This is a genomic window from Gracilibacillus marinus (assembly GCF_042651725.1).
Taxonomy (GTDB): domain Bacteria; phylum Bacillota; class Bacilli; order Bacillales; family Amphibacillaceae; genus Gracilibacillus; species Gracilibacillus marinus.
In genome coordinates, this window is record NZ_JBHSDV010000003.1 from 56,391 (window position 1) to 68,765 (window position 12,375).

Sequence of the window (12,375 nt, forward strand, 5' to 3'; positions counted from 1 at the left end):
AAGAAAGAGCCTGAATAGGTTCTTTCTTTCCTATGTATTTACGGCTTACTGGGAGGTGAATTAATGAAGAAATTTACATTGATTTGTAGTGCTTTATTTTTCTTTATCTTATTATCTGGCTGTAGTCAAAATGAATTTTCAAATCTTTCAGCGTTTGATGAATCTTCGTCCGTCAATCTAGAAGACATTCAAACAGGTATTACGAAAGAACAGACAATGGAAAATATTAAAAATGATCGTAATCAAGAAATAGACACAATCATTGCGAACAACTTCTCTTATATTGATAATGTAAGTGGGAAAGAAACGGTTGCAAATGTTTACGGAACAGATTTATTTGGTGTAGAAGAACTGGCTGATTTGTTAAATGAAACAAAACAACCTGATGAAATAAGTGAGTACATAGATGGTCAACAAATACTAATTTATCAGGATCTATTCATTATTTTAAAAGATAGTGAAGAATTAGAAAATGTAACAATCATTGAAGTAGCAAGTGATCAGTTTGTTCGTAATAATTATAATCCTAGTTTTTTACAAACGTATTTTGCAATTCGATTACTTGATGATGTACTGGATGTAGATGATTGGGGAAAGAACAGAAGAAAGTACTGTCAAACTAATGACTGTTACGGTGGATATTCCTCTAGTACAGGAAAAGCATATAGTGGTGGAAGTACGACAAACAGAGGAATGTCATCTGTACGTGGAGGCGGACCTAGTTCAGGTAAATAATTGAAGGAGGTAGTATAAAAATGGATGCATTTATTTCAACTTTTATTTATTTTATTGCGGCAATTGTGGTTATTTTAATTGGTTTAGTTATTTTTGAATGGATTACTACAAAGTATAAAGACTGGGATGAAATCAAAGCAGGTAATCAAGCGGTGGCATTGTCTATTACAGGGAAGATTATTGGTATAAGTATTATATTATCATTTGCCATTTATCATAGTATTTCAGTTTGGGAAACGCTTATTTGGGGTGCTTATGGTGTGATACTTCAAATGATAGCATATTTACTTTTTGAATTAGTTACTAGAAAATTTTCGGTTGAAGAACAATTAAAAAACAACAATATTGCTGTTGGAGTTATTTCTTTAGGAGTATCAGTCGGTCTTGCATTTGTTATTGGTGCATCGATCACATAACATGTGAAACCTGGTCGAATTGGCCAGGTTTTTATCGTGTAGGTAAATTATTTTATTTATACTAAAGTTGGAGTGGCGTGTATGGAGAAGGTTAAACATAGGCAGAGTTACTTTATTTATTGGGCTTCTGGTATTGTATCTATTTGTGGCATTATATTTGAAGTATTATTTGGTGCATTAGGTTCCTATATTTTAGGAGATGGTGTGAAGCAATATACACTGACTATCTCACTTTTTTTAACTGGGATGGGTATTGGTGCTAGTCTTAGTGAAAAAGTCACAAAGAAACTAATCTTATCGTTTATATACATAGAATTCTTGGTTGCATTAATTGGTGGTTTTTCTAGCTTTTTAATGTTTGGGATGACTGCATTTGGATCTGATGGTGCAGACGCCATTTTTCTTTATGCTATTACATTAACTGTTGGTGCATTAACAGGTGTGGAATTGCCGATCCTGATTCGTAAAGCAAATGCAATCGGTGTGACATTAGAGAAGAGTACAGCGAGAGTACTTTTTTCTGATTATGCAGGTGGATTAATTGGTGGATTATTATTTGTGTTCTTCTTACGTCCTCAACTAGGTATTGTAAAAAGTGCGTTTTTCGTCGGATTAATTAATCTAACAGTTGCTTTGGTTGTATTGTATTTATTTAGAAATGAAATAAAACGTATGTTACTCCATTCGATTATTGGCGGTAGTATCGCAATTGTTTTAATTGTTGGACTGTTATTTGGTGAGCAAGTTGCACTAACGTTTGAACAGAAATTGTATAATGACCCTATTATACATTTAGAAGAAAGCCAATATCAGAAAATTATCCTAACAAAGGAAAAAGCTGATATACGATTATATTTAGATGGTGCATTACAATTTAGTTCGATAGATGAGCATCGTTATCATGAATTACTTATTCATCTTCCAATGGCGCAAGCAGAAGAAAAGAAAAATGTTCTTGTATTAGGTGGTGGGGATGGCCTAGGGACAAGAGAATTATTGAAATATGATGAAGTAGAGGAAGTCACATTAGTTGATTTGGATCCTGTTGTCATTGAGTTAGCAAACACGAATCCATATTTACTCGAGTTAAATGGAGGGGCATTAATGGATAAACGCGTACACGTGGAGAACCAAGATGCTTTTCAATATTTAGAAAATAGTGATCAATGGTTCGATATAGTTATTATAGACTTACCAGATCCAAATAATGAAAGCCTCAATAAATTGTATACAAAGGAATTCTATTCTCTTGTTCGCAATCACCTCACTCCAGGTGGAGCCATGATGGTACAGGCAACAAGCCCGGTGTTTGCACGAGAAGCTTATTGGACAATTTCTAATACAATTGGGAGTACGGGTTTACAGACAGAGAACTTTCATGTCGATATTCCGAGTTTTGGGAACTGGGGATTTGTTCTTGCATCAAGAGAAGAAATAGCAATCGAAGACATGAAAATTAGCGTTGAGACAAATTATTTAAAGGAAGAGATGATAGAGAGTCTCACATATTTTGGAAAAGATGAGAGTGATAATGGATTGGAATTAGGTGTAAATACATTAATAGATCCATTACTTATTCCAATATATGAACGTTCATGGGAATATTATTAAATCTACTTGATGTACATATGTAATTATCGTTAGGTATTCTTATAATACAGTTCATAAAAAAATAATAAGACAGTAGATGTGAATAAGAGAAAAATCACATTATTACTACAATAAATTGAATATTCTAGCAACTAACTGTATAATAAAACTATCGAAATAATTATTAGTACAGATGAAAGTATGGTGAGCTGCTATTGGCTACAAAACATGAGCAAATATTGGCATTTATTGAATCGTTAAAAGTAGGAAATAAAATCTCTGTTAGACAAATTGCAAAAGAATTGCATGTAAGCGAAGGTACGGCGTATCGTGCAATCAAAGAGGCAGAGAATAAAGGGTTAGTTAGTACAATAGAGCGAGTTGGTACGATTCGAATTGAAAAGAAACAAAAAGAGAATTTTGAAAATCTCACGTTTGCTGAAATTGTAAGTATTGTAGATGGTCAAGTGTTAGGTGGTCGTGAAGGTTTATACAAGACATTGAATAAATTCGTTATAGGTGCAATGAAGTTAGATGCGATGATGCGCTATACTGAGAAAGATTCTTTATTAATTGTAGGAAATCGAACAGAAGCACACCAACTAGCATTACAAGAAGGAGCAGCTGTTTTAATTACAGGTGGATTTGACACCGATGATGCATCAAAAAGAATAGCTGATGATAAGAAATTACCTATTATTTCAACAAGTTATGACACATTTACCGTTGCGGCAATGATCAATCGAGCGATTTATGATCAATTAATAAAGAAAGAAATTGTCTTAGTTGGAGATATTTATACAAAAGAAGAAGACACCTATTATTTACATATAAAAGACCACGTGACAAAATGGCATGAGTGGGAAGAAGAAACTACACATAGCAGGTATCCAGTTGTTGATGATAGAAATAAAGTTGTAGGTATCGTTACATCGAAAGACGTCATCGGCAAAAGAGATGATGTCCTCATAGAGAAAGTAATGACAAAGAATCCATTAACAGTAATGAAAGAAACTTCCTTAGCGTATGCAGCACATATGATGGTGTGGGAAGGAATTGAAATAATGCCGGTTGTTGATCAACATCATCAATTAGAAGGTTTAATTTCACGGCAGGATGTGTTAAAAGCATTACAGCATATACAAAAGCAACCTCAAGTTGGCGAAACAATCGACGACATTGTTTCTAATTACTTCGAACATGCATCTACTGATTCGAATCAAGCAACTTTTGAAGCAGAGATTACACCACAAATGACCAATCAATTAGGGACATTGTCTAATGGTGTATTCGTATCATTTGTCATTGAAGCTGCAAGCAGTCTATTAAGACAACAAAAGAAAGGTGACCTTGTTGTTGAGAATATTACAGTATACTTTATAAAGCCAATACAATTAGAAACAAAAGTCGTCTTCCATCCAAAGATTATTGATATCGGTAGAAAATCAGCAAAAATTGACGTAGAAGTATACCACGAACGAAAAATGGTAGGAAAAGCCATGCTAATGGCACAATTAATTGATAGGTAGAACCAAAAACGGAAGCGTCCTGTTAATCGACATAGCAACTGGAGCGAAGCAACCAAAATCAACACAAATATTATTCTTCTAAAATTAACAAAAAATAAACTGCACTGGATTATACAGTAGCAGTTTTTCTTTTCTTTTGTTCATTTGTGTAATGTTTATATCTTTTCCATCCAGCAATGAGTTGAATAAAACCAATCAAAAGAAAGGCGATGGTGACGAACAACGCTATTTGCGTTTGATAATATACATATTGATTCACACCAAATGCAATCATAAATATACCAAGAGACATTCGTGCTTTTGCATTTGTAATTTCTTGTATTAAAGGATCATTGCTTCGAATAATCATTACTTTAAAATACACATACATGATGATGGATGCAATAATGATAATTGGAAAGATTGGCATGATGAAACCTCCTAAACATGCTATAATAAGATGAAACAACTGTTATCCATTTTACATTGATGTGTACATTAATGCTAGTGATTTACGACATAATTATTTAAATTTGATTTTGGGGGCTATGTAATGAGTACAAGTGAAATTGTAAAGAGAATTAACAAATATGGCACGATAATTATCCACAGACATGTGAGACCAGATCCAGATGCATATGGATCACAAAATGGATTAGCTGAAATAATAAAAGCCTCTTATCCAGATAAGTTTGTCTATGTGGTAGGTGAAGAAGAAGAATGGTTGAAATATTTTGCGGAAATGGACCAAATTGATGATGAAGTGTATCGTGATGCTTTAGTCATCGTTTGTGATACAGCAAATCAAGAACGAGTATCTGACCAAAGATATAATTTAGGAAAAGAAATAATAAAAATTGATCATCATCCAAATCACGATAAATACGGGGATGTATTATGGGTAGATACGGATGCAAGTTCAACAAGTGAGATGATCTATCGTTTATTTGAAAAAGAACAATCAAACGGACTTGTGATGAATGATAAAGCAGCATCTCTTCTATATGCTGGTATTGTAGGGGACACGGGGAGATTCCTATTTCCAAGTACTTCTAATGAAACATTTGAGATTGCTTCTAAATTAGTTACATATCAATTCGACCGAACAGAGATATATCGTCAAATGTATAGTACAAGTTTAAAAATGGCTAGATTAAAAGGATATGTACTTCAACATGTCGAAGTATCAAAAACTGGAGTAAGTTATGTAAAATTAACTAAAGAAATACTAAAACAATTTGATGTGACACCAAACGAGACAAGTGCAATCGTTGGAATACTAGGTGAAATTGAAGGAATAAAAGCATGGGCTATTTTTGTGGAGGAAGAAGATGTAATTAGAGTACGTCTGCGTTCAAATGGACCGATTATTAATCAAGTCGCACAGAAATATGAAGGAGGGGGCCACCCACTCGCTTCAGGTGCTAAAATTCATCAGTGGGATGAAGTGGAATCTCTTTTAGCTGATTTACAAGAGGTTTGTGAATCTTTTTCTTAATAACTGTTAGGAATGAAACGAACATTTCTTAATCGAATAGGAAATGTTCGTTTTTCTAAATCCTACTGTTCACGTAGCTTTTTCTAGTTCAATGGCAAGTAGTAACTTCTCTGAAATAAGGACTCGTGTGACGTTTGCTTGAAATTTATATGGTTCAACAGCAATTGTTTTATTTTCGATTGCTCTTATTAATAAATCTAGATTCGATTCGACTTCATCCATATGTTTTCCCAATAATTGATTTGCTTCTTGTCTGATCGAATCATCCAATTGATGGATAAGTATTCTGTCTGTATCAATTTTTAATATCTTTAAATTAGTAAATGTAATCTCGATTTCTTTGATTTCCATCGCATCATTTGCCTTTTCATCTAACACACGATGGTTTTCTAATAATGTTTCATAGTTTTGATTTAATTCTTGTAATTGTTTTCGTAAATCGAGATTCTCTTCAATCCAATCCTCTTGCATTTGCCCAAACATGAAAAGAAATAGGAGATAACCGATGAAGCTACCTAATGCGACACCTGTCAAAAAACGTTGCCAACTAGGTTTTTTGTATAGTGGAGGAATGTGCATTATTCAATTTCCTCCTGTATTAACCATTCAATTATGAGTAATGCGGTTTGAGCACCACCCATTGCTGTAATAATTAATATAATTTGTTTCACCATGTCCATCGTCGAACCTAAAAAAATACCTCTTTCTAAATTAGAAATAGCGTCAAATGTCCCACCTATTGCTGCAACAATCGCCCATATATGCAAACTTTTAGCAATCCTATTCATATAAGTAAATGGAGGTTCGCCAGTTACAAATGCGCCAATACTTCCAATCATAGAACCACCAATCATGACACCAAGCGCAATGAAAAAACATTGAATCATTGTTGCGATAAATCGTTCTTCCACTATATTTCACCTCATTATATAACGATGTGCATTTCTTTTGTTATCGTTATAATATATGAGATTCATACAAGCTTATGTTTCCCAATTTCATAATAACGAAAATTTCGATATAATAATAAAGAACAATCGGACGGAAGGTGAAAGCAATGACGCTCGCACAACTTCATATTAAAAGTGGTTATAGTTTTAAAAAAAGTATGATTCAACTGGAACAATTAGTACATCGCGGGAAAGAATTAGGATACACGCATTTGGCTTTGACCGATGAGAATGTGATGCATGGTGTAATCCCTTTTTATCAATTGTGCAAGCAATATGGTATTACGCCGATAATTGGCATGGAAATAGAGTTGGATGAGGAGAATATGCAAGCAATCCCTTTCATCCTTCTGGCTAAAACAACAGAAGGATACAAGAAGCTCATGCAAATCAGTTCCAATTTAAATCGAAGTATAAAAGTAACAATGCAAGAAGTAATTGATAAAGAAAATATCATTACGATTATTCCAACTGATTTCTTGATGACTAATGGTGATTTTTCTTTTGAAAGATTTCAACAAGTAATCGATGTTTTTTCGGAAGAACAAGTATATTACGGTATTTCCATTGTGAGTCGTGCGTATTGGAATGAGATGAAACAGGTGCTCGATGATACGAATAATATTGGACTAGCATTATCTAATGTGCGTTTTTTACTACAACAAGATAAATTAGCATATAGTTATTTACGAGCGATGATGGAAGAAGTGAAGTGGGACCAAGAGGCATTACTACATATGAATGAAATGCATCTTGAGTCATTAGAAGAGCAAAACATCAACTTTAGTGAATGGAAAGAATTGGTTAAAAATCAACAACAATTGGTGGAATCTTGCAATGTACAGATAGATTTTCATAAAAGATTTTTGCCAGCTTTTCCAGTTCCTACAGACGAAACAGCAGATGATTATTTAGAAAGAATTTGCTATCAACAACTAAAGCATAAATATCCAGATGTTACAGATGAGATTTACACACGATTAAATTATGAACTTGATGTCATTCAGTCAATGGGATTTAGTGATTATTTTTTAATCGTGAGTGATTTCATTCAGTATGCTAAAGCGCAGGATATCATGGTAGGACCTGGACGTGGCTCTGCTGCTGGTTCTCTTGTTGCATTTATACTTGGTATTACCAATGTTGATCCAATTAAATACGATTTATTGTTTGAACGTTTTTTAAATCCAGAACGTATCACAATGCCTGATATTGACATCGATTTTTCTGATGAAAAAAGAGATCAGGTAATACGATATGTACAAGACAAGTATGGAACAGAACATGTTGCTCAAATCATTACATTCGGAACATTTCAAGCGAGATCTGTTTTACGCGAATTAGCAAAAGTGATGGCTATAGAAGAAAGTGACTTGAATTATATTTTGAAATTACTACCAAAAGATTCGGCAGTAAAACTAGCAACAATGGTGAATCAATCGACAGAACTAATTGAATACGTAAAACAATCAGAGAAATTGATGCGATTTTTTAAGATTGCAAATAGATTAGAAGGATTACCGAGACATAGTTCCACGCATGCTGCAGGGGTAATTATTAGTAAAAATAGGTTAACTGAACATGTACCCATTATGCAGGCGGAAAATGGAATAGCATTAACACAATATGCAATGAAAGAGTTAGAACAAGTAGGTTTATTAAAAATGGACTTTCTTGGATTACGAAATCTAACGTTACTCGAGCGACTAGTGCAACAATTGCAGCGCCAGAAAATTACGATTGATTTAGACAATCTACCTTTAGATGATATAAAAACATTTGAGTTATTACAAAAAGGTTTAACGAATGGAATTTTCCAATTAGAATCTGAAGGTATGAAGCATGTGTTAAGAAATATGATTCCAACACAATTTGAAGATATTGTGGCTGTAAATGCATTATATCGACCTGGTCCAATGCAATTTATCGAAACATATAATCAAAGAAAGAATGGACGAGAAGATGTCACCTATTTACATCAAGAATTAGAAGAAATTTTGCAACCAACATATGGTGTATTAATCTATCAAGAACAAATCATGCAAATAGCTAATAAAATAGCGGGATTTTCTTATGGAGAAGCAGATATTCTAAGACGAGCAGTGAGTAAGAAAGAAAGAGATGCAATCATTGCACAAAAGAAGAAGTTCATTGATGGATGTAAGAGCAATGGCTATTCCAACAAAATGGCTGAAGAAATATTTGAATGGATTGTGCAATTCTCTAACTACGGGTTTAACAAAAGTCATGCAGTAGCATATAGTCTTATTGCATACCAATTGGCATATATTAAAGCAAATTATCCGAATGTTTTTTTTGCAGAGCTACTTAGTATGCAAATAGGGAATCCAGATAAGCTACAAGTATATTTAAAAGAAGCAAAGAATAATCAAATCCACGTATTACCACCAACCATCAATAAGAGTATCGGGAAGTTTCGGGTAGAGGGTAAAGCTATAAGAATTGGATTACGGGTGATAAAGGGTGTCGGTTATCCTATTATTCAAGATATTTTAAATGAAAGAAAGAATGGAAGCTTTAAAAATATATTCGATTTTTGTATGAGACTACCCCATATAAAAAGACAAGTACTAGAACAATTAATACTGGCTGGTGTTTTTGATGAAACATATGCCAATAGAAGGACAATACTCGCAACTTTAGGAGATGCAATGGAACAAGCAGAACTTTTTGGGGGGATGGATCCTGAATTTAATTTATTAGGAGATCAGTTAGAGTTAGATGTTACGTATCATGAGAAAGAACCTTTTCCAATTATAAAGCAACTATTAATGGAGCAAGATGTCATTGGTTTTTTTGTATCGGAGCACCCTTTAGCAACATTTCGCCAACTTTTGCAAAAAAGAAAATTTCTATCCATTTATACGATAAAACAATCTAATGTGAAAAAGGTAAAATTGGCAGGTGTCGTGCAATCAATAACCATGATTCGTACAAAAAAAGGTGAGTCGATGGCATTTATGACAATAGCAGACGAATCAGATAGTATAGACACAGTAATGTTTCCGAATATTTATCGGAATTGTAATGATTGGTTAGAAGAGAATATGTTTATTCAAGTAACAGGTAGAGTAGAAGAACGTCAAAACAAATTACAAATGATTATTGAATCTATTCAAATACTAGATTTAGATCAGTTAGAGAATAGTAATCGAAAAGTATATATCAATTGGAAAGATAATCATGATATGCGTAAGCTAGAAGAGATAGCGCGTAGATTTCCTGGAATGAACGAAATCTATATTTACAAAAAAACACAACAAAAACTTTTCAAACTTGGAGAAAAATATCAATTGGAATTAACAGAACAAGCGATAAATGAATTAAATCAATTATTTGGGGAGAATGATGTAGCAATAAGAGAAGGTGAATAATAGAGCTAGTTTTTCTCATACGATTAGAGCACTGCTTTACATCAACTTGTCATCTGCTATAATAGAATAGTTAATGTAAATGCATTGACGTACTTTTACATAATATAATAAGTACAAGTTCGTTGCTTATTTTAGGTGACAGACTAGCATGAAAACAAACAAGTTGATTAATGTAATTATAGAAGTAATGTATCAATAAAGGAGGAATAATCCTTGCAGTTGAAAGATTTATTTGCAAAAAAGAAAAAGTATGCATCGATTCCTAGTGAACAAGCAAAGAAAGATGTTCCTGAGGGTTTAATGCAGAAGTGTGATAGTTGTCAGAAGATTTATTATCAAAAAGAATGGAAAAAGAATTTATATGTTTGTCCTAATTGTGGACGTCACCATCAGATTACTTCACATGAAAGAATCCAACATTTATTTGATGAGAATACATTTGTAGAATGGGACAAAGAGTTGCTTTCAGGGAATCCACTTGATTTCCCACAATATGAGGAAAAAATAGAAAAAGACAGAGTGAAGACAGGATTAAATGAAGCTGTTGTCACTGGAGAAGGACTCATTAAAGGCAAGCCGTGCGCTGTTGCTGTAATGGATTCCAGATTTAGAATGGGTAGTATGGGTTCTGTAGTAGGCGAAAAAATTACCCGTGCCATTGAGAATGCAAGAGAGAAAAAAATACCTGTCATTGTTTTCGCGGCATCTGGTGGTGCACGTATGCAAGAAGGTATTTTAAGTCTTATGCAAATGGCGAAAACATCGATTGCCATTCAGCGTCTACATAAAGAAAATGGACTATTTATCTCTGTAATGACAAATCCAACAACAGGTGGTGTTTCTGCTAGTTTCGCTTCAATTGGTGATTACAACTTTGCTGAGCCTGGAGCATTAATTGGTTTTGCAGGTCGTAGAATTATTGAACAGACGATTCGTGAGAAATTACCGAGCGATTTCCAAACGGCAGAATTTCAATTGACACATGGACAAGTAGATAAAGTCATCCCTAGACAAGAAATGCGTGACACACTTGCTACTATATTAGAAATTCACCAGTTAGGAGGTGTGGCAGATGAAACAAGTTCTTGAGTTTGAAAAACCAGTAATAGAATTACGAGAGAAGATAGAAGAATTAAAACGAATGACAAAAGACAGCGAAATAGACTTATCTGAAGAAATTGAAAAAATGGAAACTAGATTAAAGAAATTAGAGAATAATATCTATGGACAATTAAAGCCATGGGATCGTGTCCAAATTGCTAGACATTCCGATAGACCTACGACACTTGATTATATACAGCACTTATTTACCAATTTTATTGAATTTCATGGGGACAGGTATTATGGTGACGATGAAGCAGTTGTAGCAGGAATTGCAAGATTCAATCATATACCTGTGACTGTTATCGGACAACAAAGAGGCAAAAATACAAAAGAAAATATCGAGCGTAACTTTGGGATGCCACATCCAGAAGGGTATCGAAAAGCATTACGACACATGAAACAAGCTGATAAATTCAATCGTCCAATAATCACATTTATCGATACCAAAGGGGCATATCCAGGTAAAGCAGCGGAAGAACGTGGACAGAGTGAAGCAATCGCTCGTAATTTAATGGAAATGGCTGGATTAAAAGTACCTATCATCTGTATCGTCATTGGAGAAGGTGGTAGTGGTGGAGCATTAGGTATTGGTGTAGGTGACCATATTCATATGCTAGAGAACTCTACGTATTCAGTTATTTCACCAGAAGGTGCTGCAGCATTATTATGGAAAGATGCAAAACAAGCGGAGCGTGCAGCAAAGTCATTAAAAATTACTGCTCCAGACCTAAAAGAATTAGGTGTCATTGACGAAGTGATTCCTGAGCCATTAGGCGGTGCCCATCGAGATATCGCTGAACAGGCAAAAGCTATAGGTTCAGTGATAGAAGATTCATTGGAAAAACTCATGAAGTTAACAGAAGATGATTTATTAGAAGAACGATGGGAAAAATATAAGAAAATTGGGGAAGTAAAAGAACGGATACAAGTATAATATCTATTTAATTGCTTATACTACCACATGTATTCGGATTACGATTAGTTTGTGTATATATTGCAATTATTAAATTAAAGACCGAATATTATCTAGGTATTATAGGATAATGTTCGGTTTTTATGTTGGCGCGTTGTATCATAAATGATGGGATTTTGCTTTTCTTCCCATCAACTTTTAGCTATAATTATATATTGTGACAAATTGTTCTTAAATTGTTTTAGAAATATTTTAATTTTATTAGG

The 12,375-nt window shown here is 33.8% G+C and carries 11 protein-coding genes; 8 read left to right on the forward strand and 3 right to left on the reverse strand.

From position 1 onward, the window contains the following. Positions 1-63 precede the first annotated feature (63 nt). From ACFOZ1_RS10480 to ACFOZ1_RS10495, 4 genes are all read left to right on the forward strand, one after another. The gene (locus tag ACFOZ1_RS10480; RefSeq protein WP_390199100.1) at positions 64-735 is read left to right on the forward strand and encodes a DUF4247 domain-containing protein; all 672 of its coding nucleotides are present in this window, start codon (positions 64-66) and stop codon (positions 733-735) included. A 20-nt stretch (positions 736-755) separates the two neighbouring features. Continuing rightward, a complete protein-coding gene (locus ACFOZ1_RS10485; protein WP_390199102.1) occupies positions 756-1,151 on the forward strand; it encodes a DUF350 domain-containing protein in 396 nt (131 codons plus the stop codon). Positions 1,152-1,232: 81 nt separating this feature from the next. After that, complete coding sequence (locus ACFOZ1_RS10490) at positions 1,233-2,762, forward strand: polyamine aminopropyltransferase (protein WP_390199104.1); 1,530 nt, start codon at positions 1,233-1,235, stop codon at positions 2,760-2,762. Between the two features lie 194 nt (positions 2,763-2,956). Further along, positions 2,957-4,270 (forward strand): DRTGG domain-containing protein, encoded by a 1,314-nt coding sequence (locus ACFOZ1_RS10495; RefSeq protein WP_390199105.1) that lies wholly within the window; start codon positions 2,957-2,959, stop codon positions 4,268-4,270. A 109-nt stretch (positions 4,271-4,379) separates the two neighbouring features. Here ACFOZ1_RS10495 and ACFOZ1_RS10500 read toward each other — a convergent pair whose 3' ends face one another. Next, the gene (locus ACFOZ1_RS10500) at positions 4,380-4,679 is read right to left on the reverse strand and encodes a YtpI family protein (protein WP_390199106.1); all 300 of its coding nucleotides are present in this window, start codon (positions 4,677-4,679) and stop codon (positions 4,380-4,382) included. A gap of 123 nt (positions 4,680-4,802) precedes the next feature. Here ACFOZ1_RS10500 and ACFOZ1_RS10505 point away from each other — a divergent pair, with 123 nt between their 5' ends. Further along, complete coding sequence (locus tag ACFOZ1_RS10505; RefSeq protein WP_390199108.1) at positions 4,803-5,747, forward strand: DHH family phosphoesterase; 945 nt, start codon at positions 4,803-4,805, stop codon at positions 5,745-5,747. A gap of 69 nt (positions 5,748-5,816) precedes the next feature. On the opposite strand, the gene ytrI is transcribed toward ACFOZ1_RS10505, so the two are convergent. Both ytrI and ytrH read right to left on the reverse strand, forming a co-directional pair. Then, positions 5,817-6,326 carry a sporulation membrane protein YtrI gene (gene ytrI, locus ACFOZ1_RS10510; RefSeq protein WP_390199109.1) on the reverse strand — a complete coding sequence of 170 codons (510 nt, stop codon included), beginning with the start codon at positions 6,324-6,326 and terminating at the stop codon, positions 5,817-5,819. Further along, a complete protein-coding gene (ytrH, locus tag ACFOZ1_RS10515; RefSeq protein ID WP_390199111.1) occupies positions 6,326-6,658 on the reverse strand; it encodes a sporulation membrane protein YtrH in 333 nt (110 codons plus the stop codon). The genes ytrI and ytrH overlap by 1 nt, the downstream gene beginning before the upstream one ends. A 146-nt stretch (positions 6,659-6,804) precedes the next feature. Between ytrH and dnaE the strand changes: the two genes are divergently transcribed. The 3 genes from dnaE (at position 6,805) to accA (ending at position 12,130) form a co-directional block, all read left to right on the forward strand. Further along, positions 6,805-10,092 carry a DNA polymerase III subunit alpha gene (gene dnaE, locus ACFOZ1_RS10520; RefSeq protein ID WP_390199113.1) on the forward strand — a complete coding sequence of 1,096 codons (3,288 nt, stop codon included), beginning with the start codon at positions 6,805-6,807 and terminating at the stop codon, positions 10,090-10,092. A 213-nt stretch (positions 10,093-10,305) separates the two neighbouring features. Further along, on the forward strand, positions 10,306-11,181 hold the full coding sequence (gene accD, locus ACFOZ1_RS10525) for an acetyl-CoA carboxylase, carboxyltransferase subunit beta (RefSeq protein WP_390199114.1): 876 nt from the start codon (positions 10,306-10,308) through the stop codon (positions 11,179-11,181). Beyond that, positions 11,165-12,130: an acetyl-CoA carboxylase carboxyl transferase subunit alpha gene (gene accA, locus ACFOZ1_RS10530; protein WP_390199115.1), complete on the forward strand. Its 966-nt coding sequence runs from the start codon at positions 11,165-11,167 to the stop codon at positions 12,128-12,130. The genes accD and accA overlap by 17 nt, the downstream gene beginning before the upstream one ends. Positions 12,131-12,375 lie beyond the last annotated feature (245 nt).

Coding starts and splice junctions, on each gene's coding strand:
- ACFOZ1_RS10480 (WP_390199100.1), top strand. CDS start 64: ATGAAGAAATTTACATTGATTTGTAGTGCTTTATTTTTCTTTATCTTA.
- ACFOZ1_RS10505 (WP_390199108.1), top strand. CDS start 4,803: ATGAGTACAAGTGAAATTGTAAAGAGAATTAACAAATATGGCACGATA.
- accA (WP_390199115.1), top strand. CDS start 11,165: ATGAAACAAGTTCTTGAGTTTGAAAAACCAGTAATAGAATTACGAGAG.
- ACFOZ1_RS10490 (WP_390199104.1), top strand. CDS start 1,233: ATGGAGAAGGTTAAACATAGGCAGAGTTACTTTATTTATTGGGCTTCT.
- dnaE (WP_390199113.1), top strand. CDS start 6,805: ATGACGCTCGCACAACTTCATATTAAAAGTGGTTATAGTTTTAAAAAA.
- ACFOZ1_RS10485 (WP_390199102.1), top strand. CDS start 756: ATGGATGCATTTATTTCAACTTTTATTTATTTTATTGCGGCAATTGTG.
- ytrI (WP_390199109.1), bottom strand. CDS start 6,326: ATGCACATTCCTCCACTATACAAAAAACCTAGTTGGCAACGTTTTTTG.
- ACFOZ1_RS10500 (WP_390199106.1), bottom strand. CDS start 4,679: ATGCCAATCTTTCCAATTATCATTATTGCATCCATCATCATGTATGTG.